This is a genomic window from Carnobacterium maltaromaticum DSM 20342 (genome assembly GCF_000744945.1).
Taxonomy (GTDB): domain Bacteria; phylum Bacillota; class Bacilli; order Lactobacillales; family Carnobacteriaceae; genus Carnobacterium; species Carnobacterium maltaromaticum.
In genome coordinates this window covers 1,738,964-1,759,404 of the sequence record NZ_JQMX01000001.1, presented here as the reverse complement: position 1 = coordinate 1,759,404, position 20,441 = coordinate 1,738,964, and the positions used below count along the sequence as shown (strand labels likewise).

Below are 20,441 nucleotides of genomic sequence, written 5' to 3'. Positions count from 1 at the left end.
AAAATCTAAGTTTAATACAAAATTTCAGTAGCTTTCATTGTATGTTGTTTCAAATTTAAAAGATAAATTAGATTAAAAGTTATTGATAAATGATTAAAAGAACGGATCCCTTGATGTTAAATAATAAATTAAAATAAATAATAATAATTATTGACATCCACTAAAGAAAACGTTATCATGAAACCGTAGTCATAAGACGTATGACGTCCGATGTATTTTAAAATGCTAAGGAGTGGTTAGATGAAAATTGGAATTATTGGTTTAGGCAAAATGGGTTTAAATTTAGCAGAAAACTGCGTAGATGCTGGTCACAAAGTTGTTGGTTTTGATTTGAAACCACCTGTGTTAAATCAAAAGCAAAAAAATATTGCAATCGTTACTGATTTAGTAGAAATGATTAAACAATTACCGAAACCACGTATTATATGGTCAATGGTACCTAGTGGCAAACCAACAGAAGCTATTTTTCAGGAAATGAATGAACTTCTGGATACAAATGATATTTTTATAGATGGCGGAAATTCAAATTATAAAGAGTCGGTTGTTCGTGGCAAGATAATGGAAGCTAAAAAGATTCATTTCTTTGATGTTGGAACCTCAGGCGGTATCGAAGGTGCTAGAGAAGGCGGTTGCTTTATGATAGGAGGAAATCAAGACGTATTTAAACAAATTGAACCTCTTTTTGTAGATATCGCTGTGGAAAATGGCTATTATTATGCAGGTGCTGTTGGGAGCGGACATTACTTAAAGATGGTTCATAATGGTATTGAGTACGGTATGATGCAAGCCATCGGCGAAGGTTTTGATCTTTTGGAGCATGCTCCATATGAATTTGATTATGAAAAAGTTGCAAAAGTTTGGAATAACGGTTCGGTGATTCGCTCGTGGTTGATGGAATTAACGGAATCAGCTTTTAGAAAAGATCAAAAATTAGAAGAGATTCAAGGAATTATGTATTCGTCTGGGGAAGGTAAGTGGACAGTTGAAGAATCATTGGAACAACAAGTGGCAACACCTATTATTACCATGTCGCTAATGATGCGTTATCGTTCATTATATCCAGATACATTTAGTGGGAAAGTGGTAGCAGCTTTGAGAAATGAATTTGGCGGACACGATGTAGAAAAGAAATAGAGGTGAAGGAAATGAAAGATTATTTAATTGGTGTTGATATTGGGACAACTAGTACAAAAGCAGTTTTATATGATGCGAAAGGAAATCTGAAGGGCTACGCGAATAAAGAATATCCTTTGTATCAAGAAGTACCAGATATGGCGGAGCAAGATCCAGATGAGATATTTGAAACGGTTATTGATGTATTAACAGCTGTTGTCCGTAAAAGTGGAGCGGATGTTACTAGAATTGCGGGAGTTTCTTTTTCAAGTGCGATGCATAGTTTGATTTTGTTAGATCAAGAAAAACAATTGCTGACACGTTGCATTACTTGGGCAGATAACAGAGCCTATCATCAAGCGGAAGAATTAAAGAACCATAAGGATGGTTTAGCTATTTATCATCGTACTGGAACGCCGATTCATCCAATGTCACCTTTAAGCAAAATTTTATGGTTGAAAAAAGAGCAGCCTGAACTTATTGCAAAAACAGCTCATTTTATCGGAATTAAAGAATATGTATTTTATAAATTATTTGGCCAATTTAAAGTGGATATCTCAATTGCTTCAGCAACTGGATTATTCAATATTCATCAACTTGATTGGGACCAAGAAGTTTTAGCGCTACTAGATATATCTGTGGACCAGTTATCTCAATTAGTTGAAACAGATTATCAAGTCACGGGCTTAAATGAATCTTATGCAGAGGTCATTGGCTTACCTGTGGAAACGCCATTTATTGTAGGTGCAAGTGATGGATGCCTATCAAATTTAGGAGTGAACGCCATTGATGGCAAAACGTTAGCTCTAACGATTGGAACAAGTGGCGCTGTTCGAATGGTGACAGATAAACCTGTTACTGATCCAAAAGGACGAACTTTCTGCTATGCTTTAACGAAAGACAAATGGGTCATTGGTGGACCTGTCAATAATGGTGGAATTGTTTTTAGATGGGTTAGAGATCAATTATTCGCTCCAGAGAAGATAACAGCAGAGCAAATGCAAGTAGACAGTTATGAAATTTTAACTCAAATTGCTGAAAAGATACCAGCAGGATCAGATGGATTGCTTTTTCATCCGTATTTAGGTGGAGAGCGAGCTCCACTTTGGGATGCTAATGCTAAAGGCGCTTTTCTAGGTTTGACAACAAGGCATACTCGAGCTCACATGGTTCGTGCATCTCTCGAAGGAATTGTTTTTAACCTGTATTCCGTGATGTTGATTTTAGAAGAACTAGTGGAACGTCCCGAGAGAATTCATGCGACAGGTGGATTTGCTCGCTCAGCATTATGGCGTCAGTTACTGGCAGATATTTTTGAGCAAGAAGTATCTATTCCAGAAAGTTACGAAAGTTCTTGTTTAGGAGCAGCAGTGATAGGAATGGAAAGTTTAGGCTTAATTGATTCGATTGAAGAGGTCTCTAAAATGATAGGTGTAACAAATCAGCATACACCTAATGAAGCTCATTTCCCGGTTTATCGTGAATTACTGCCTATATTTATACGGACAACACGATTATTACAAAATGAATTTCAAGCAATTGCTGACTTTCAGCGGAAATATAGTAAATAGAGCAACTATTTTTCTTCATTCGAGCCTGAACGAACTCACCAAGCTTTTTATCAATCTAGTTTTTATGAGCCAACTCCTCAAGAAAAAGATAAAAATTTGAGCTGTCAAAAAGTGTCATCTCAATTTTTCTTATCTTTCTTGTTGGAGTTAACCGGCGCAACGAACTTTTTATACTAGGAGGAATTTGATGGAATTATTAATAGTAGGTATCGGCGTTTTGATTCTTTTGTTTTTGATTATGAAGGTTAAGTTAAATACGTTTGTTTCTCTGATTATTGTTTCAATTTTGGTTGCTATTGGTTTGGGAATGCCTTTAACTCAAATTATTACTACTATTGAAGAGGGGGTTGGTAGTCAACTCGGTCATCTTGCTTTGGTTTTTGGGTTTGGAGCAATTTTAGGAAAGTTAGTCTCAGATGCTGGTGGAGCCTATCGTATTTCTACAACATTGATTAATAAATTTGGACGTAAAAAAATTCAAATTGCTGTTTTAATTGCTTCTTTTATCATTGGAATTGCTTTGTTTTTTGAAGTAGGTCTTGTTTTATTAATACCAATCATTTTTACAATTGCTAGTGAACTCGGTATCTCTATTCTATATTTGGGAATTCCCATGGCAGCAGCACTTTCTGTTACACACGGTTTTTTACCGCCACATCCTGCGCCAACAGCCATCGCAGGCATCTATGGTGCAAATATCGGAATGGTATTGTTGTATGGTATTGTCATTGCTGTTCCAACGAGTATTCTGGCAGGTCCTATGTATACTAAAGTAGCTCAGAAAATTGTTCCAGATGCATTTAATCGTGTCGGGAATATAAAAGCATTGGGGGAACAGAAAAAATTTACACTAGAAGATACTCCAGGTTTTGGAATTAGTACACTCACAGCTTTATTTCCAGTTATATTGATGGCGCTTGCAACTTGTTATGAATTGCTAAGTGGTGGGAAAATAACCGATAAATCTCCGTTGTATGAACAAGTCATTGCTTTGATAGGTACACCAGGTATGGCCATGCTATTATCCTTATTATTTGCTATTTATACAATGGGAGTTCGTCGCCAACAAACAATTCCAGCAATTATGAAATCAGCAGAAGAAGCGATTAAACAAATTGCTATGATGTTATTGATTATTGGAGGCGGTGGTGCTTTTAAACAAGTATTACTAGATGGTGGAGTCGGAGATTATGTCGCTCAATTATTTGCGGGTTCAACTTTATCTCCTTTAATTTTAGGTTGGGTAATTGCAGTAGTTTTAAGAGTTTGTTTAGGTTCTGCTACCGTGGCTGCTTTAACAGCTGCTGGACTTGCAGCTCCCTTGATGGCAGCGACAGGAACAGATCCAGCACTAATGGTAATTGCTACAGGAGCAGGTAGTTTGTTTGCCTCTCATGTAAATGATGCGGGTTTCTGGATGTTCAAAGAATATTTCAATTTATCGATTAAAGAAACTTTTGCAACATGGACAGTTTTAGAATCAATTATTTCAGTTGCGGGATTATTAGGAGCCTTAGCTTTGAATTTAATCGTTTAATTTTAAAGTCGGATTTTCTTTATGAAAATCTGACTTTTTCTTTTAAATTAAACCTATCAACTGTTATACTTGAAATGTAAACTATTATTAGTTGGTTACGGCATAATAATTAAAGATTTAGCTGAATTTAGCTATAATGGAATTTTAGGCTAGGACAACAAATTTTTTATATAAGGAGCGATATGATAATCATGAAAACAATTATTCATAACGATTGGCAAGATATTTTACAAGAAGAATTTGAATCTACTTACTATCAAGAATTAAGAGAATTTTTAAAAACAGAATATGCGGAACAAACTATTTATCCTTCGATGAATCATATTTGGGAAGCCTTTGAATGGACTCCATATGAGCAAGTGAAAGTTGTTATATTAGGACAAGATCCTTATCATGGTCCTAATCAGGCACATGGGTTAAGTTTTTCGGTCCAACCAAATGTAAAGGTCCCTCCTTCTTTAGTAAATGTATATAAAGAATTAGCAGATGACTTAGGCATCACACCAGTTAATCATGGTTATTTAAAATCGTGGGCTGAACAAGGGGTCTTATTGATGAATACAGTCTTAACTGTTCGTGGTGGGTCAGCGAACTCTCATCGTGGTCAAGGTTGGGAGCGATTAACGGATGCCGTCATTAAAAAATTAAATGAACATGAAAAGCCTTTGGTCTTTATTTTATGGGGGAATCCTTCAATAGCCAAAAAACAACTGATTGATACAGAAAAGCATGTTGTTATTACCTCACCACACCCAAGCCCATTATCTTCTTATCGTGGTTTTTTTGGTTCAAAACCCTTTTCTAAAGCCAATAAGGCTCTAGTTGACTTTGGTCAAACACCTATTGATTGGCAACTGCCAAAACAGGTTTAGAGAATAGTAACAATAAGTTTAGCGATAAACTGTACTAGTCAAATTTTAATAAATTGTTCACAATTACTAATTTTTAAGGATTTTTAAAAGAAAACAGCTGAAAAAACTGTTATTTTTTTGGAAAAGATAGTATGATAGAGAAAGAAAAAAATAATTGTATATCCTGGAGGGAATTTTTGTGGAGTTATTTGATAGCCTAAAATTTAAAATTGTGAGAAAAAAAATTAGAATTGTTTTTCCAGAAGGAACTGAACCTCGTATTCTTGGTGCAGCTGTTCGTTTGGCTTCGGAAGAACTAGTAACCCCTGTTTTAATCGGTAGCGAAGTAGCTGTTAAAGAAGCTGCTAAAAAACGTGGTTTCGTTGTGGATAATATTGAGATTATTGATCCGAATAACTATCCAGCTATGGATGAAATGGTTGCGGCTTTTGTTGAACGTCGTAAAGGCAAAGCAACTGAAGAGCAAGCTAGAGAAATGCTTAAAGATGAAAACTACTTTGGTACAATGTTAACTTACATGGGCTTAACAGATGGTTTAGTTAGTGGTGCTGTTCATTCAACTGGAGACACCGTTCGCCCAGCATTACAAATCATTAAAACAAAACCAGGAGTTTCTCGAACAAGTGGTGCGTTTATTATGTTACGTGGTCGCGATAATGAAAAATATCTATTCTCGGATTGTGCTATTAACGTAAATCCAAATGCACAAGAATTAGCTGAAATTGCGGTAGAAAGTGCTAAAACAGCTGCATTATTTGATATTGATCCTAAAGTTGCAATGTTAAGTTTCTCAACAAAAGGTTCAGCAAATGCTCCAGAAGCTAAAAAAGTTGAAGAAGCAACGAAAATTGCGCAAGAAATGGCTCCTGAAATTCAAATCGATGGTGAATTACAATTTGATGCAGCATATGTTGCTTCTGTTGGTCAACAAAAAGCACCAGATTCTGAAGTCGCTGGTCATGCAACTGTCTTTGTTTTCCCAGAATTACAATCAGGAAATATTGGTTACAAAATTGCACAACGTTTCGGTAACTTTGAAGCAATTGGACCTATTTTACAAGGTTTAAACAAACCTGTTTCTGATTTATCTCGTGGATGTAACGAAGAAGATGTTTATAAATTATCAATCATTACAGCTGCACAAAGCTTAATGAATTAAACTATATATTTAATGAAACAAGTATTTTCACTTTGAATTTAGTGAGAATACTTGTTTTAGTTTACGGAATAAGAGATACAAGGTATAATAAATGTTATAGATTTAGTTAGTTAAACTAAAATACAGTCCTAGGAGAAACGAATGAAAAATAATATTAATTATTACATCCAAGCAGTAAATACAGCCATTACGGATACTGAAGATAATGGTGAGCTTCTTAATGAACATTTTGAAGTATTAAGAACAGCACTAGATAACGACAAAATCTCTGAAATTTCAATTGAACAATTAACGACAATCAAAGAAAAATTTGCAACTGGTACTGAAAAATACCGTGGGATTAACGCAACTTTAAATGGTTTGAAACCACCTATTAAAGTATTAGGTGTTCATAAACAATTATTAAAGGCATATCAAGACTTTGTTGAAGGCTGTCAAGCAATGACAGATAGTATTGATGCTACGAAGCAAAGTGTTGATGTAGAAGCATTTGAGCGTTCTGAAAAATTACAAGATGAGTCTTCAGATGCTATGATGAAAAACATTCAACGTATCACTAAAATTCTATTTTAATAAGCAAAGAGACTGAGAAATGAAAATTCTCAGTCTCTTTATTAATTTTAGACTTCGCGTACAGCAAAGTAATTTCCTTCACTATCAGCGAAGTTGAAAACTTTCATTTGCGGCATTTCAATTAGGTCACCAACCGTAATACCTTTTTCTTGGAATTCTGCGTAGAGAGTTTCAAGTTTAGATGAAGCGCTAAATAAAATTGAAGGCGTTCCTAAATTTAATTCTGGGTGTAGTTTTTCGACAATCTTACGGTCATGTAAAACAAAGCTAGTATCAGAGGTTTCTTTTGGGGCAATTTCAATTGAAAAAGTACCATCTCCGTTGTCCACCTCAGTAGATTTTGTAAAACCGACTTTTTGCGTCCAAAATTCAGCAGCAGCCTTTTGATCGTTAACGTATAACATTACTTGTCCAACTGATTCAATCATGTTCTTACCTCCGTATTTAAAATGAATTTATGTTCTTGGACTATCAGTATAAACGGTTTAGGTGATAGAATGCAAAAATTAACTTTTAATTGACTGCATACTTGAATAGAATCGTTAAATCTTAAGAAGTATTTCTGTTTATTTGAGTTTTAAATCAATTAAACTATGGTACAATAAAATGGTCTTAAATAAAACTTAATTAATCTAAAAAATAGATAAAGCTTAGTTCAATACAATAGAACTTGTTAGATTTAGTTTTTTTAGAAAACAGTAAGGTGTGAAATAAATGGAAAATGAGTCCGCAATAAAATTATGGAGTAGTTTTCGAATGCAAAATAGCCAAGCACCAGAAACTTGTGAAGCTTGGGCATTTGGTGATTCTAAGGAAATGGCAGATGAACTTAGTGGGCTAGTATTAGAAGGGTTAAAAACAGCAACAAGTAGTGCGTTTGAAGTTTATCAAGTCGAAAATGAGCCTATTCCAACTGAGGGATCTTATTCAATTATATTAGATGGGAATCAAGAGGCGGTAGGAATTATTCAAATTCAAAAAGTGACAACGTGTGCTTTTAACCAAGTTACTGAAGAGCTTGCAATTGCAGAGGGTGAAGGCGATCGAACATTGGAGTATTGGCGCCGTGTTCATGAAGAGTTTTTTAAACGCCATTTAGCAACGTATGGTTTATCTTTTAATGAAGAGATGCTTATTGTTTGTGAACAATTTGAATTAGTTTATGCAGCTTAGGTACAAAAATTATTTAGGAGGTAGGAAATCAATTGAATTTAAAACAGATGGTTGGAGAAAAAGCAGCAGAATATGTTAAAGAGGGTATGGTTGTTGGTTTAGGAACAGGTTCAACAGCCTATTATATGGTTGAAGCTGTTGGGAAAATGGTTAAAGAAGGTTTAACTATTACGGGTGTAACTACATCTAACAGAACAGCAGAGCAAGCTAAAGCTTTAGGTATTCCTTTAAAAAGTGTTGATGAAGTTGATCATATTGATATTACTATAGATGGATCAGATGAAATTAGTTCAGATTTTCAAGGTATTAAAGGCGGAGGTGGTGCGTTATTATTTGAAAAAATAGTTGCCACTTATTCTGACAAAGTAATCTGGATTGTAGACGAAAGCAAAATGGTTGAAGAACTAGGAGCATTCCCACTACCGGTTGAAGTAATGGAATACGGTAGTTTACAATTGTTCCGTTTATTTGAAGAAAAAGGCTACAAACCAGCATTTAGGCTAAATGAAGAAGGACAAAAGTATGAAACTGATGGTGGTCATTTATTAATCGACTTACATTTGAATGAAATCAAAAAACCTTTTGAATTAGCTGAGTTTTTAGATGGTTTGACGGGTGTTGTAGAACACGGACTATTTTTAGATTGTGTAAATACTATTATAGTTGGCTATACAGATGGTCCTAAGATAATCGAAGCACGTTAAAAATATAGAAAAACTTGTAAAAATGACCACCATTTTTACAAGTTTTTTATACATACAATAAGTTAGAATCTGTCGTATAGTTATGAAATATGATAGAATAAGTAAACGTTGGAAATAGCTGACCAAAGGGGGACTAGCAAATGAATGAGAAGTTGACTAAACAGGCTAATGGGGAAATTAAAGTATCCTTTGAATTGAATTTAGAAGCTAGTTTAGAAGATGTCTGGAATTTATTAACAACAAATGAAGGGTTAGCTCAATGGTTCCACGAACTTGAGGTTGGTGAATTAGGAGAAGAGGGTTATTTTAATTTCATTATGACGCCAACAGAGCGCATTAAAATGCCCATTCTAAAGTATGTAAAGAAAACAAAAATTGGATTTGAATGGGATCAAGATTCTGTCTTATTTCAACTTGAGCCTTTAGATAATGATAATGTTAAATTGATTTTTAGTGAAGAACTAAAAAATATAACTGAACATACACCTCGGGATATAGCAGGTTGGAACCTGTGTTTGCGTAGAATTCAACTTGTATTGATTAAAAAAATTGAAACACCTGTTAATCAAGATGAATTCGATGAACTAGTTGGAAAATATAAGAGCGAGTTAGTTAAATTAGAGGGAAATTAGGACTCTAAATACAGAAGAATAATGTTTTGAATCATTAAAAAAAGACAGTAGAATGTGCTTCTTACAGACAATTAGTTAATAAATAGAAAGTAAAAGGGTAGAAGAAAGATATGAATTCAATTGAATTAACATTTAAATTATTCAAGGAACAAAAAATATTAGATGCAAAACAAGAGGTCACTTACTTAAAAAATTCTTTCCTACATGATGTTGTTAATCAAGTAGCCAGGGAGTTAGTAGGAAACCAATCAGATAATCATGAATTAAGTGATGTCCACTATCCAGACTGGTTAAATTATCCCAGTGATTTGACTAAACAAGTTTTAGTTGAGTTCAATTTTGATGGAGACGAATCAGATTCAGAAATGATAGCGAAAGTTGCGGATAGCTATGCTCAAAATTTTATGGAAAATAATCCTAGCTTAGTTGTATATCAAATATTTACATTATCAGACAAACATAAAGTTCAACTTTTTTTGAATTTTTTTGTGCAGTTTGGTTATTTAAATAAACGTTTTTTCGCTATTAGTTTGGCTGAAGCTATTGATAAACAAAAGACTAGTCGTAATTTAAGCATTATTGAGTGGAAAAAGAAGGAACTGAGTGAAATAGACTCACTTCTTCACACTGAGGGAACTACACAGGTGATTCAAATTGAGGAAGATGAAGAACAGACTAGAAAGCTACCAACGATGCAAAAGGTGGCCTTATCTCAACTCCAATTAAAATTAGATGACTTGCTCACTGAAACAGTTGATTCTACTGTTGAAAAACAAGACGATAGCATGGAGAAATCTGGAACTAATAGTCATTACAATGCAAAGTCTAATTCAGGAAGGAATCTTACTCAAACAGTCAATGCCAACGATAATGAATTGTTTATAGCAGATAAAGAACTAATAACAACTTTAAACTTACAAATTCTCCGGTTAGAAGAATTAAATAGCAAACTGGAAAGAAAGCTTATAAAAGCTGAATCAGAAAAAAGCAAAACGGGAAAAATTGTAGACAACAAAGAAAATGATGAAATTGGTTTACAAGATGAATTCCACCAGAAGTTGCTAACTTTACAAACAGAAAATAACCAACTGATTAAGAAAATAGCGCAAATAGAAAATGAAAGATCAGATTACAAACAGGAAATAAAAGTAAAAATCGAAGAATTAATGTTACTGAACAAAAATTATGAAAATCAAATTACTGAATTAGTCCAAACCATAAAAATTAAAGAGGGTCTTTTAGCTGATTTGAAAGAAAAAAATAAAAAATTTAAACAAAAGAAGAAGATAGAAGGTCCTATAACATTAGTTAAACCCTCTCATTTACAGAGCGATGAAGAGAAAATGGAGATGTCATCTTCTATCAGTGAACAGAATGATCTTTTAAATGATTTTCCTGAGCCAGATTTTGAAGATATGACTAAGAAAAAAATTAGTAGCAAAGAGTACAAAGAACTGATAAAAACCGTTGGATATATAGAACATATCTGGTCTATTTATCAAACAAAGCTTAAAAATATGCCAGTTGAAAATATGAAAGAACAGATTGAGCTAGAAGTATTATTCGAGCATATTGACGAGGCTGCAGTTGAAACATTTATTTTTAGCCATGAGTTATCCGAAATTAAAGATCAGGTTATGATTAAAAATTCTGTTTTACTAGGGAGAAGTACAGTAGTTATAAACAATTATGATTTGCAATCTCTCCGTTATATAGAAAAACAATACTATTTAATGAATGAAGCTATTAAAGAATTGAGTAAGGTAGAGGTAAAAGAGAATAATTAATTCATCAAAAAAATTCCTGCTTAAATTTAAGCGAGGAATTTTTTTGATTGTTAAACTGAGTTTAGTAGTTCGAATAAACGGTATGTTTGATAAAAAAGTTAGAGATTCGATCTATTTAATCCCTTTTTTTCTTTTTTTATCATCTAAAATTACTTTTAAAGCTCTTTTTTTTGTTTTAATATTAGGACTTTTTAAGCGACGTCTAGCACTAGATAAATCAATTTTTTCAGCCATTAATAAACACACCTCCATAATAAATGTTAAGGCTTTTTTTTCTTAGTTAAATAATAAGCCATGATGATTGCTGTGATTGGAATAATTAAAACAGCACTGATTCCGATACAAAAAATAGAAATTGCTTCAGAAGCAAAGACTTTTGAATTGATAATGCGACCAAATGAATACGATAAATCTGTAAACCAAATAATCAAGGCTAAATAGCTTCCTAGAAAAGCAAAAAACAATGTATTCGTCGTAGTTCCTAAAATATCTTTGCCAATATTCATACCTGATTTAATGAGTTTTGTTCGGCTAATGTCAGAATTATGCAGAAAGACTTCATTCATAGCAGAAGCTATTGCCATTGCAGTATCCGTTATAGCACCAATCATACCCATAATAATGGCACAGATGCCTATTTGAATAAAGTTAATATCAACATATAAGGAGAAAGCTCCTAGTTCTTCAATTTCTTCCATGCCAAACCCCTGAGTATGGGTATGGTAGCTAGCTAAAAAAACAAAAATTAATGAAAATAGTAAGGTGAGTAAAGTTGCAATAAATGCTGAAATAGTTTTTACTGACCATCCATTAATATAAAATAAATTGATACAACTGATAAGAATACAGGCACCAAATGTAATGAGCAAAGGTGATTGGTTGAGAGTTAATAATAAAATTGTACAAAAAAGAATAGCAAAGTTAAATAGTAACGCGATGAAGGAACGAGTCCCTTTTTCACCTCCAATTAACTTCATTAAAACAAATAATAAAATAGCCAACAGAACTAAAACATTTATCATTTTTTTCGCCCCCTCTCAATAAAAAAGAGTGAGGTATATAAACCAATTGGAATGGTTAGAACAATTCCAATACTGCCAGCTAAAGCCCGAGCGATTTCTAACGAAAGGGTCATTGAAATTGTATAACCCCAAGCAGCACCATTTTTTAAGTACAATAAAATCATAGGAATAGCCCCACTAACATAAGCAAAAAAGAGGATGTTGATCATTGTACCCATAATATCCTTACCAATCTCTAGGCCTGACTTAATCAACTTATCGGAAGAAATGTCCGGGTCTTTTTCATATAATTCATACATAGATGAAGCCATTGTGATGGCAATATCCATGACTGCACCTAATGAACCAATTAAAATGCTTGCCAGAAATATTCTTTGTGGCGAGCGAGTAATGAAGGCCATTTCTTCATAACGTAGGCCTTTTTCATTGGTTATATGAAGAACGAAGAAAGCTATTAGAAACGCACTAAAAGTCCCAAATAAAGTCGCAATAATCGCCGTATAGGTTTTGGGATGATTGCCACTAACAAGGAGTAAAGAAATAGGTGTAAATAAAAGAACGAGTAGGGCACAAATTGGTACCAAACTAGAACTATCTAACTGAGTGTAACAATACATAGCTACTAATAGAATTAGAATATTTACAATTAGACTAACTGCTGAAAGCAAGCCTTTTTTTCCTCCAACAGCAACTAATACAAGAATGAAAACACAAGCTAAAAGCGCTACGAATTTATCACGCTTCACCTCTTTAATTATTCCTGTTTTAGAGTCGTTAGTAATGGGTTGTAAAAATACTTCATCCCCAACAGCAAAATGATAATCATTCGCACCAGATAAAGAATAAGTGTTTTCAATGAGCAACTGTTTGTTTTTATAAGTACCATTCATGATTGTTACCGTTAAATCTTGTGAAAATAGTTGTTTTTCATTTCCGTTATTTGAGTCAGAAACAGAGTTGTTATTTTCTTTTATCGCTGTTATTTTCCCAATAGGAGTCGTATAAAACTCATAGTTTGTGTGAACAAATAAAAGTAGAGCTGCACTACAAATTAAGACTAAAAGGACGGTTATTTTTTTAAAATTCATACTAGCTTTCATTTTGTGTCCCTCTTTTTATATAAGACTAGGATAATACATCCTAGTCTCTTTTTTACAATTTTATTTAATTGTCTTTTTTAATGCTTTCAAGTTAGCTTCCATTACTTTAATATAATCAATGCCTTTGTCTTGATCGCTTTGTGAAACACCCTCAATGGGACTAAGCACTTCCAAGACTGCACCAGTTCCACTAGCTAGTGTTTTGGCAATTTTTGGAGAAGCGCTATTTTCAAAATAAATAACTGAAATATTATTTTCTTTAACAAAATCACTTAGTTCCGCAAGTTTAGCAGGACTTGGTTCTAAGTCTGGAGACAAACCTGAAATGGCTACTTGCTCTAAGTTATAACGATTAGCTAAATAAGCAAAAGCCGTATGTTGAGTCACAAACGTTCTATTTTTAGTATCTTTTAACTCATTTTCAAAATCTTTATCTAGCTTTTTCAATTTTTCAATATAGCTAGCAGCATTTTTTTCATAACTATCTTTATTGACATCATCTGCTTTAACGAGGCCGTCTTTAATCGTCTGAACTTGTTGTTGAGCAATTACTGGATCCAACCAAATATGAGGATCAAAAGCATGGCTGTGCCCTTCATGATCATGTTCATCAGTATCAGAACCTTCGTCAGCGTCATGATGATCAGTTAGAATAATCTTGTTGGAGTCAGTTTCTGCTACAACTTTTCCAGAAGCATCAATTAGTTTTGCGCGAATTTCTGTATTAGCTAATTCTTCACTAGCTTTTAGAGTGAGTGAAGCTTTGGTTTCATTTTTTATTTCTGTAAATTCAGTTTCAGTTGCATCTTTTTTAAACCATTGATAATGATCAAAAGTTAAATTATCAGGAGCATGCCCATCCAATTCAATCGTGTCACCTGTATGATAATGGTCTTTTAATCCGTGGAGATGAAAATGTGGCTCTTCTTCATGCTCATCGGTATCATGGTGGTGTTCTGAATCTTCTTCCGAATGTTCATCAGAACCAGCTAATAAAGGGATATTTTTACTAGCATCAATGACCGTCGTTTTTTTCGAATCAATATTTTTTAATACACTTGGAACCCACGTCTCCATATATTCACTATTGTAAATAAAAACATCAGCATCAGCAATTTTCGCAATATCTTTAGCGCTAGGTTCGTAATCATGAGGTTCAACGCCAGCTTTCATAAGCATGGTTACATCTGCATGCTCTTTAGTCACATTTCTAGTGAAATCATACATTGGGAAAAAGGTTGTAACAACCTGTAATTTTGTTTTTTCTTGTGGAGCACTCGTTTTTCCTGGTTGAGTACATCCAACCACTACTAAGATAACAACTAATAAAGGTAACAACAATTTTAACTTTCTAGATATTTTCATTGAATAAATTCCTCCTGAATAAATAATTGCTTTATTTTGTTTCTCGATAAAGGGCCTTTTTTCTTAATTTAGGTGAATATTTCATCAACTCGATACGCTCGGGATTCGTGCGTTTATTTTTAGTCGTATGGTAATTGCGTTCACCAGTCTCGACACACTCTAAAATGATTTGAACTCGCATGTATACTCCTCCTTATCTAGTTTAACGACAGCTAACCTATAGAATCAACTGTTCAAAACGTAATGATTACGATTGAAAATTAAATTTAACATAGCTCATTGAATACGTCAAATACTTTTTTTATTTAGTGATGGATTCAGTTAAAGAAATTAAAGTTTTTAAGCTTGCTTTTTTTTAAAAGAAGGTGTATCTTTAAACGTAATTGTTTCGATTTGAGAAGGAGGAGTAAATAATTTGGCAAAAAAATCTAAAATTGCTAAAGCACGCAGACAACAAGCAATTGTGCTTAAATATCAAGATTTACGTGAAGAACTAAAAGCGAGTGGAGATATAGAAGCTCTAAGGAGATTACCTAGAGATTCAAGTCCAACTAGGCTTAGGAATAGAGATTTAATCGATGGAAGACCGAGGGCATATATGCGGAAATTCGGCATGTCACGAATTCATTTTCGTGAACTTGCACATAAAGGCCAGATACCTGGCGTAAAAAAAGCTAGCTGGTAATATAAGAGCAAGGTAGAAAATGGCTTATTTTCTACCTTGCTCTATTTATTTTATACGCAACAATTGCTTATTTAAGTAAATGTGTTAGATTAAAAGTAGTGAAAAGAGAAATGAGGGGAAACCAATGAAGAAAACGAAGAAGGGACCGTTAGTGATTGCTATCTTTTTTTTGCTTGCTTTATATAGTGGGATTTTTTTATCCTATAGGAAGGGGAACTTAAACCAAGCAATTGCAGATTCAACATGGGTTTATCAGACAAGTGAGGGGACAAATTATTCTGGAACATATCAAGTAAATAACTATAGTAGAGGGATTATAATTAAGACTAAAAAAGGCTTACTTGAACTATCTATTATGGATGAATACAAAGAAAATAAAGGGTTTGTTGGAGCAATTAAAATGGTTAACGAAGAAGAATATACAAGCGTTGATTTTTATAAAGAAAATAGTCAAAATAAATGATGAAGAGAGACGATCAAAATAATTCTTTATTTTTCCTTATAAGAGTTAGAAAAAAATAAGAAAAAAACCATAAAAAAGGCACAGTTACTTGCTAAACTAAGTAGTAAGATTAATTGGATTGTTAACTCAATTGGTAGAGTACGTGGGTTTTAGCTCATAGGGTTACGGGTTCAAATCCCGTACAATCCGTTCTATAAAAAAAGCTGAGAATTTTCGGTCTCAGCTTTTTGTTTCGTTACAGAAATTGCCGATTCACGAAGGGGTATTTCTTGTAGTAAATCATACATGAATTTAATTGAGTTCGCTAGAGATTTAAAATCTACTATTAAATTAGGATAAAATGAATAGTAAAAGAAAAAACACAGACATCACCTTTGTAAAATTGGATGTCATGTGTTTTTTGTGCAGTAAGTGTTCTTTTTTTTGAAAAAGGAGACGAGTATTGGAATAAGGGATAAAAAAATAACAAAAAGTAGGACAATTGAAAAATGTTCTGCTATAAAAGGTACTCTTCCTAAGAAAAATCCAGATAGACAGCAGAGAGAGACCCAAATTAAGCTGCCAATAAAGTTATTAAAAGCAAATATTTTTAAAGACATTTTGCTAGCACCTGCAATAAAAGGTGTAATAGTCCAAACAAAAGGCATTAAACGAGCGAATAAAATTGTTTTACCACCATATTTATAAAAAAAAGCAATAGTATCCTGTACTTGTTGCGGTTTTAAAATATGCCGAAAGAAGGAATTGCTAAGAAAATCCAACCCTAATTTTTTTCCAATAGAGTAGTTGATACTAGCACCTATAAAATTAGCTGCTGAAAATGTAAGAATTAACCATAAAAGATTTAATTCATTAGGTAAAGCTGCGATTGCTCCAGCTGCAAATAATAATGAATTCCCTGGTAAAAAAGGAAAAATAATAAAACCAGTTTCAATGAAGACGATTAAAAATAAAACTAAGTAGGTCCAAAACCCATAATGATTGACAAAAGTATTCAGATGCTCATCAATCGTGAGAAAAAATTCAATCCAACGAGTCAAAAATTCCATAGTTAATTAAGCTCCTTAAGGTTTTTAGCCCAATTAGAGAGCTTCTTATCCGAATTTTCCTTGTACAAGTTAGTGTAACAAAATTAAGTCAGTAATGATACTCCTATCATTGACTAAAACTTTAAAATGGAATTTTTTGACAAAGTAGTCAGAGGTTAGTTGAAAATAAATAAAAGTAATCTATACGAAACAAGAAAAAAGAAGTATAATAGAGGAGCAATTCAACAGGTTTTAAATAACTGAATGTATAGATAGTTAAATAATTTTTTTATTGCTATAATCATTTTTTTTAGTTATATTACGATTGAAAAATAACGCTTATTTGTATTTTTTGGGGGTGGCGACATGGGTGATGGGAAAATTTCAGATAACATTATTACGATAATGTCTAAAAATGTTTTTAGGTTTTCAGAATACTGGTATTCTAATTATATCGTTAAGAGTTTGACTAAAAAAGCAGAAGATAGGACAATTTACATAGAAAAATATCGTGGACCGATTGTTTCCACAATAACGAATGGAATTAAGGCAATTGATAGCAAAAGAATTGATGCAGACTCGTACTTGAAAATGGGAAGAGACCATTTTTATTTAGGATTAAGTTTAGTTGAAATGGAAAAGAATCAAGTCCTAATGGAACAGGCCATCTTTGATTTTTTACAAATTGAGAAAAATCAAAATAATGCTGCTATTACAGACAAGGAAATTAATGAATATTTACTTGAATTTCGGCAATTGAATAATACAGTTACACCCTTAATTATTGAGGGCTATTTGGAAGCAGCTAAGGAAAGTAAATCAGAACGTTGAAATAAGTGAGCGAATAACTTTGATTTTTTCCTTTTTAAAGGTAAATTTAGATAGTTTATTAAAAAATTGTGTCGTTTTTTTGAAGATGCTTATTTTATACTGTTCATCAGTCTGTTTTTTTGAAAAAAAGAGGATGCTTAATCTTATAAATAGAAAAAGAGAAGATAAGAACCTATATTTTTGAAAGAATTTAAGTTATACTAAAATTATTAAATCAATAAAAGGAGAGTTGTAATGACAACAAAAAAACAAAAAAATAAAACTAAAAAAAGCAATATAAAAAATAGAATTATAAATACTGTGGCAGTACTACTTTTAATAATTGGCTTATTTCTGATATTCTTAAATCCAATTAAAGATTGGTTAGTTAAGAATATGTCTAACAATAATAATGTTTCAACTGTAACAGCTGCTCAAATTAAAAAGAACCATACTCGTGATGGAGAATTTGATTTTTCTCAAGTCGTTGATTTGGACGCTGAAAATATTATCCGAGCGCGCTTATATCAAGATGACATGGCGGTAATTGGGGGAATTGCAGTTCCTGATGTAGCTATTAATCTGCCAATTATTAAAGGGATATCTAATTACAATTTAGCTGTCGGTGCTGGAACAATGAAGCCTGATCAAGTTATGGGTGAAGGAAACTACGCTTTAGCAGGTCACAATATGATTGATAAAGGCTTATTATTTAGCCCATTAGATAAACTTGCTATGGGTGATGAAATTTATTTAACCGATTTGGAATATGTGTATGTTTATAAAACTAGCTTTATTGAAACAGTTAATCCTGATCGAGTGGATCTAATCGATGATGTTGAGGGACAAACTTTAGTAACTTTAGTAACTTGTAATCCAGATGGGTCAAAAAGATTAGTTGTCCAAGGTACCTTTGAGAAGAAAGTTCCTATGAAAAAAGCAACAAAAGCGATGAAAGCTGCATTTGATATTGAGAAGAATACGTATTAATTTGAAAGACTTAGCCCTATTTGTTAGTGGCTAAGTCTTTTTTTTGATTTTTGTAAAGGAAATACGCTGTTTAAGCCTATTAAAGCTCTTTTAAAAGAATGGCTAAACGTTCTTGGTCAATCAAGTTTGGATCTAGTTTTTTGAATGAATTAGCAATTGTTAGACTAGTAGGAGGTAAAACTGGATTAAAATAGAGTACTTGCGTTTCAAAAGCAGAAAAAACCGCTTGCTGTACATCCTGATTTTTATGGGTCAGTAGTTCCACCAGCCATTTAAAGTACCAGACTTTATCAGGTTCTGTTTCAAAACGAGTAAGCAGTTGGCTAATATCATCGTCAGAGCCTAATAAAAAGCTGTGATTTGCCTCAAGTCGAGACAAAATTTTTTCTTCATTTATATCTGGTGGAGCTACTTGTAGTAAATCTAGAAAAGTAGCAAAATTATCTGCTATGGTTAGCCATTGATCTGTATCCATATCTATATAGCGAATACTAGGTTCGCCATTTGTTACATTTGAATAATCAAATGCCCAAAGTTGGTCATCGTTTACACTGAAAAAAATTAAATATTCAGGTAAAGAAAAAGTTTTATGATAATGCTCTTGGAATAAAATACTGGTTCCAAAATCTTCATGCAGTCCAAATAGGTAATGAATACCAACAGAATCTAATCCATCTCGAGTAGGCTCAGTAGTTGGCACTAAATTAAAAGCCAAATAGCCACCGTTTTGTTCATCTAATAAATTTAAATAAGAAACAGGTAAATCTTGGATGCGGTAATTTTTATAGAAAGACTGACTAGGAATAGAAATAGCAGGAACTGTAAATAAGTTATGCTTAATAAAATACATTCGTATACTCCTTACATTTTAGTAGTTTTGATAAATAAGATGAAGAGTTAGTTGTATTTTAGCATTAAGCTAGAAACGAAAGCAAATCGGCTAAAGGCAAAGGTGTATGATTTGAATTAATAGAGGTAAAAAGGTATACTTGTTAAGTAAGTAACAAATAATAAAAAGTTTTAATTGTCTATAAATAGTTAATTCTAGATGGACAATTGCAATGGTTTAGTTTATAATTATTATAAAGTGATAATTAATTCAATTAAAAACAGGAGGATGATTTATATGCAAAAAACAAATATTGATGTTAAAGGAATCTTAAACAAATTAGTTGCCAACCACGGTGTGTTATACACTAAGTTACATCAACATCACTGGTATGTGCAAGGTGCTAGTTTTTATACATTACATGAGAAGTTTGAAGAATTATTTGGTAGTGTCGATTCCAATAACGATGTGATTGCAGAGCGCCTAATCGCAATCGGTGGTCAACCATTCTCAACTTTATCTGAGTATTTAGAACATGCTTCAATTGAAGAAAAACCGTACACTAAAAAAGTTTCAGCTGAAGACATGGTAGCATCAGTTGTTCATGATTACCGTATCTTACGTGATGAGCTAGTTGAAGGTATTGAGTTGACTGGTGAAGCTGGAGACGATTGCACACAAGATATGTTAATTGGGTATAAAACAGAAATTGATAAAAATATTTGGATGTTACAAGCATTCTTAGGTCAGTCACCATTAGAAGGCGAATAATAATCAATAAAATGTAATTTATGAAGTGTGTTCTTGGAGCTTTGAGAAAAAGTTTTTGAGAACGCACTTTTTTTAATTTTTGACAGAAATGTTTCATTCTTAAAAAAAGGTCAAGAATTATTTAGTTTCCTGAATAATTCATACTTTTAATTAAAACCATGTGAAACTGCCTCACGGCAGCTTACAATTACTTTTTCATCTTCACCCGTTAAGTGATGAAAAAAGAACCCCTTTCTGCTATGGTTAAAGTGACTAAA

General features: G+C 33.0%; 23 protein-coding genes. 15 read left to right on the top strand and 8 right to left on the bottom strand.

Features of this window, described 5'->3' with window-relative positions; genetic code table 11:
- Positions 1 to 240 precede the first annotated feature (240 nt).
- The 6 genes from gnd to BR77_RS08430 all read left to right on the top strand — a co-directional run bounded on the left by gnd (position 241) and on the right by BR77_RS08430 (position 6,825).
- The gene (gene gnd, locus BR77_RS08455; protein ID WP_035064575.1) at positions 241 to 1,134 is read left to right on the top strand and encodes a phosphogluconate dehydrogenase (NAD(+)-dependent, decarboxylating); all 894 of its coding nucleotides are present in this window, start codon (positions 241 to 243) and stop codon (positions 1,132 to 1,134) included.
- Between the two features lie 11 nt (positions 1,135 to 1,145).
- Complete coding sequence (gene gntK / locus BR77_RS08450; RefSeq protein WP_035064572.1) at positions 1,146 to 2,684, top strand: gluconokinase; 1,539 nt, start codon at positions 1,146 to 1,148, stop codon at positions 2,682 to 2,684.
- Positions 2,685 to 2,871: 187 nt separating this feature from the next.
- A complete protein-coding gene (locus BR77_RS08445) occupies positions 2,872 to 4,221 on the top strand; it encodes a gluconate:H+ symporter (protein WP_015075514.1) in 1,350 nt (449 codons plus the stop codon).
- 191 nt (positions 4,222 to 4,412) lie between these two features.
- Positions 4,413 to 5,093, top strand: coding sequence for a uracil-DNA glycosylase (locus BR77_RS08440; RefSeq protein ID WP_035064569.1), 681 nt, complete (start codon positions 4,413 to 4,415; stop codon positions 5,091 to 5,093).
- A 178-nt stretch (positions 5,094 to 5,271) separates the two neighbouring features.
- Positions 5,272 to 6,252: a phosphate acetyltransferase gene (pta, locus tag BR77_RS08435; RefSeq protein ID WP_010054477.1), complete on the top strand. Its 981-nt coding sequence runs from the start codon at positions 5,272 to 5,274 to the stop codon at positions 6,250 to 6,252.
- A gap of 141 nt (positions 6,253 to 6,393) precedes the next feature.
- The gene (locus BR77_RS08430; protein ID WP_035064565.1) at positions 6,394 to 6,825 is read left to right on the top strand and encodes a hypothetical protein; all 432 of its coding nucleotides are present in this window, start codon (positions 6,394 to 6,396) and stop codon (positions 6,823 to 6,825) included.
- Between the two features lie 47 nt (positions 6,826 to 6,872).
- Here the strand turns inward: BR77_RS08430 and BR77_RS08425 are convergent, their stop codons facing one another.
- Positions 6,873 to 7,253 carry a VOC family protein gene (locus tag BR77_RS08425; RefSeq protein WP_035064561.1) on the bottom strand — a complete coding sequence of 127 codons (381 nt, stop codon included), beginning with the start codon at positions 7,251 to 7,253 and terminating at the stop codon, positions 6,873 to 6,875.
- 286 nt (positions 7,254 to 7,539) lie between these two features.
- Here BR77_RS08425 and BR77_RS08420 point away from each other — a divergent pair, with 286 nt between their 5' ends.
- The 4 genes from BR77_RS08420 to BR77_RS08405 all read left to right on the top strand — a co-directional run bounded on the left by BR77_RS08420 (position 7,540) and on the right by BR77_RS08405 (position 11,121).
- Positions 7,540 to 7,998: an ASCH domain-containing protein gene (locus BR77_RS08420; RefSeq protein ID WP_035064558.1), complete on the top strand. Its 459-nt coding sequence runs from the start codon at positions 7,540 to 7,542 to the stop codon at positions 7,996 to 7,998.
- A gap of 32 nt (positions 7,999 to 8,030) precedes the next feature.
- Positions 8,031 to 8,702, top strand: coding sequence for a ribose-5-phosphate isomerase RpiA (gene rpiA / locus BR77_RS08415; RefSeq protein ID WP_035064555.1), 672 nt, complete (start codon positions 8,031 to 8,033; stop codon positions 8,700 to 8,702).
- 140 nt (positions 8,703 to 8,842) lie between these two features.
- Complete coding sequence (locus BR77_RS08410) at positions 8,843 to 9,334, top strand: SRPBCC domain-containing protein (RefSeq protein WP_015075521.1); 492 nt, start codon at positions 8,843 to 8,845, stop codon at positions 9,332 to 9,334.
- 110 nt (positions 9,335 to 9,444) lie between these two features.
- Positions 9,445 to 11,121 (top strand): hypothetical protein, encoded by a 1,677-nt coding sequence (locus BR77_RS08405; RefSeq protein WP_035064552.1) that lies wholly within the window; start codon positions 9,445 to 9,447, stop codon positions 11,119 to 11,121.
- A 111-nt stretch (positions 11,122 to 11,232) separates the two neighbouring features.
- Here BR77_RS08405 and BR77_RS19085 read toward each other — a convergent pair whose 3' ends face one another.
- The 5 genes from BR77_RS19085 to rpmG are packed head-to-tail and all read right to left on the bottom strand — an operon-like array spanning position 11,233 to position 14,789.
- On the bottom strand, positions 11,233 to 11,355 hold the full coding sequence (locus BR77_RS19085; RefSeq protein WP_010054487.1) for a putative metal homeostasis protein: 123 nt from the start codon (positions 11,353 to 11,355) through the stop codon (positions 11,233 to 11,235).
- 26 nt (positions 11,356 to 11,381) lie between these two features.
- Positions 11,382 to 12,143 carry a YibE/F family protein gene (locus BR77_RS08400; RefSeq protein ID WP_015075523.1) on the bottom strand — a complete coding sequence of 254 codons (762 nt, stop codon included), beginning with the start codon at positions 12,141 to 12,143 and terminating at the stop codon, positions 11,382 to 11,384.
- Positions 12,140 to 13,243 carry a YibE/F family protein gene (locus BR77_RS08395; RefSeq protein ID WP_035064549.1) on the bottom strand — a complete coding sequence of 368 codons (1,104 nt, stop codon included), beginning with the start codon at positions 13,241 to 13,243 and terminating at the stop codon, positions 12,140 to 12,142. Before BR77_RS08395 ends, BR77_RS08400 begins: the two co-directional genes overlap by 4 nt.
- Before the next feature lie 60 nt (positions 13,244 to 13,303).
- Positions 13,304 to 14,608, bottom strand: a complete 1,305-nt coding sequence (locus BR77_RS08390; protein ID WP_035064546.1) for a metal ABC transporter substrate-binding protein — start codon at positions 14,606 to 14,608, stop codon at positions 13,304 to 13,306.
- A 31-nt stretch (positions 14,609 to 14,639) separates the two neighbouring features.
- Positions 14,640 to 14,789: a 50S ribosomal protein L33 gene (rpmG, locus tag BR77_RS08385; protein ID WP_010054493.1), complete on the bottom strand. Its 150-nt coding sequence runs from the start codon at positions 14,787 to 14,789 to the stop codon at positions 14,640 to 14,642.
- A 234-nt stretch (positions 14,790 to 15,023) separates the two neighbouring features.
- Between rpmG and rpsN the strand changes: the two genes are divergently transcribed.
- Both rpsN and BR77_RS08375 read left to right on the top strand, forming a co-directional pair.
- Positions 15,024 to 15,293, top strand: a complete 270-nt coding sequence (gene rpsN, locus BR77_RS08380) for a 30S ribosomal protein S14 (protein ID WP_035064543.1) — start codon at positions 15,024 to 15,026, stop codon at positions 15,291 to 15,293.
- A 124-nt stretch (positions 15,294 to 15,417) separates the two neighbouring features.
- The gene (locus BR77_RS08375) at positions 15,418 to 15,756 is read left to right on the top strand and encodes a hypothetical protein (RefSeq protein ID WP_035064542.1); all 339 of its coding nucleotides are present in this window, start codon (positions 15,418 to 15,420) and stop codon (positions 15,754 to 15,756) included.
- A 389-nt stretch (positions 15,757 to 16,145) separates the two neighbouring features.
- Here the strand turns inward: BR77_RS08375 and BR77_RS08365 are convergent, their stop codons facing one another.
- Positions 16,146 to 16,805 carry a VTT domain-containing protein gene (locus tag BR77_RS08365; protein ID WP_035064540.1) on the bottom strand — a complete coding sequence of 220 codons (660 nt, stop codon included), beginning with the start codon at positions 16,803 to 16,805 and terminating at the stop codon, positions 16,146 to 16,148.
- A gap of 345 nt (positions 16,806 to 17,150) precedes the next feature.
- Here BR77_RS08365 and BR77_RS08360 point away from each other — a divergent pair, with 345 nt between their 5' ends.
- Together BR77_RS08360 and BR77_RS08355 are read left to right on the top strand one after the other, a co-directional pair.
- Positions 17,151 to 17,615 carry a hypothetical protein gene (locus tag BR77_RS08360; RefSeq protein ID WP_015075527.1) on the top strand — a complete coding sequence of 155 codons (465 nt, stop codon included), beginning with the start codon at positions 17,151 to 17,153 and terminating at the stop codon, positions 17,613 to 17,615.
- A 234-nt stretch (positions 17,616 to 17,849) separates the two neighbouring features.
- The gene (locus BR77_RS08355) at positions 17,850 to 18,584 is read left to right on the top strand and encodes a class A sortase (RefSeq protein ID WP_010054502.1); all 735 of its coding nucleotides are present in this window, start codon (positions 17,850 to 17,852) and stop codon (positions 18,582 to 18,584) included.
- Positions 18,585 to 18,663: 79 nt separating this feature from the next.
- On the opposite strand, the gene BR77_RS08350 is transcribed toward BR77_RS08355, so the two are convergent.
- Positions 18,664 to 19,434: an SMI1/KNR4 family protein gene (locus tag BR77_RS08350; RefSeq protein ID WP_035064538.1), complete on the bottom strand. Its 771-nt coding sequence runs from the start codon at positions 19,432 to 19,434 to the stop codon at positions 18,664 to 18,666.
- Between the two features lie 276 nt (positions 19,435 to 19,710).
- Here BR77_RS08350 and BR77_RS08345 point away from each other — a divergent pair, with 276 nt between their 5' ends.
- Entirely contained in the window at positions 19,711 to 20,184 is a 474-nt protein-coding gene (locus BR77_RS08345; RefSeq protein ID WP_010054504.1) for a Dps family protein, read from the top strand.
- Positions 20,185 to 20,441 lie beyond the last annotated feature (257 nt).

Coding starts and splice junctions, on each gene's coding strand:
- gnd (WP_035064575.1), top strand. CDS start 241: ATGAAAATTGGAATTATTGGTTTAGGCAAAATGGGTTTAAATTTAGCA.
- gntK (WP_035064572.1), top strand. CDS start 1,146: ATGAAAGATTATTTAATTGGTGTTGATATTGGGACAACTAGTACAAAA.
- BR77_RS08445 (WP_015075514.1), top strand. CDS start 2,872: ATGGAATTATTAATAGTAGGTATCGGCGTTTTGATTCTTTTGTTTTTG.
- BR77_RS08440 (WP_035064569.1), top strand. CDS start 4,413: ATGAAAACAATTATTCATAACGATTGGCAAGATATTTTACAAGAAGAA.
- BR77_RS08430 (WP_035064565.1), top strand. CDS start 6,394: ATGAAAAATAATATTAATTATTACATCCAAGCAGTAAATACAGCCATT.
- BR77_RS08425 (WP_035064561.1), bottom strand. CDS start 7,253: ATGATTGAATCAGTTGGACAAGTAATGTTATACGTTAACGATCAAAAG.
- BR77_RS08420 (WP_035064558.1), top strand. CDS start 7,540: ATGGAAAATGAGTCCGCAATAAAATTATGGAGTAGTTTTCGAATGCAA.
- BR77_RS08410 (WP_015075521.1), top strand. CDS start 8,843: ATGAATGAGAAGTTGACTAAACAGGCTAATGGGGAAATTAAAGTATCC.
- BR77_RS08405 (WP_035064552.1), top strand. CDS start 9,445: ATGAATTCAATTGAATTAACATTTAAATTATTCAAGGAACAAAAAATA.
- BR77_RS19085 (WP_010054487.1), bottom strand. CDS start 11,355: ATGGCTGAAAAAATTGATTTATCTAGTGCTAGACGTCGCTTAAAAAGT.
- BR77_RS08400 (WP_015075523.1), bottom strand. CDS start 12,143: ATGATAAATGTTTTAGTTCTGTTGGCTATTTTATTATTTGTTTTAATG.
- BR77_RS08395 (WP_035064549.1), bottom strand. CDS start 13,243: ATGAAAGCTAGTATGAATTTTAAAAAAATAACCGTCCTTTTAGTCTTA.
- BR77_RS08390 (WP_035064546.1), bottom strand. CDS start 14,608: ATGAAAATATCTAGAAAGTTAAAATTGTTGTTACCTTTATTAGTTGTT.
- rpmG (WP_010054493.1), bottom strand. CDS start 14,789: ATGCGAGTTCAAATCATTTTAGAGTGTGTCGAGACTGGTGAACGCAAT.
- BR77_RS08375 (WP_035064542.1), top strand. CDS start 15,418: ATGAAGAAAACGAAGAAGGGACCGTTAGTGATTGCTATCTTTTTTTTG.
- BR77_RS08365 (WP_035064540.1), bottom strand. CDS start 16,805: ATGGAATTTTTGACTCGTTGGATTGAATTTTTTCTCACGATTGATGAG.
- BR77_RS08360 (WP_015075527.1), top strand. CDS start 17,151: ATGGGTGATGGGAAAATTTCAGATAACATTATTACGATAATGTCTAAA.
- BR77_RS08355 (WP_010054502.1), top strand. CDS start 17,850: ATGACAACAAAAAAACAAAAAAATAAAACTAAAAAAAGCAATATAAAA.
- BR77_RS08350 (WP_035064538.1), bottom strand. CDS start 19,434: ATGTATTTTATTAAGCATAACTTATTTACAGTTCCTGCTATTTCTATT.
- BR77_RS08345 (WP_010054504.1), top strand. CDS start 19,711: ATGCAAAAAACAAATATTGATGTTAAAGGAATCTTAAACAAATTAGTT.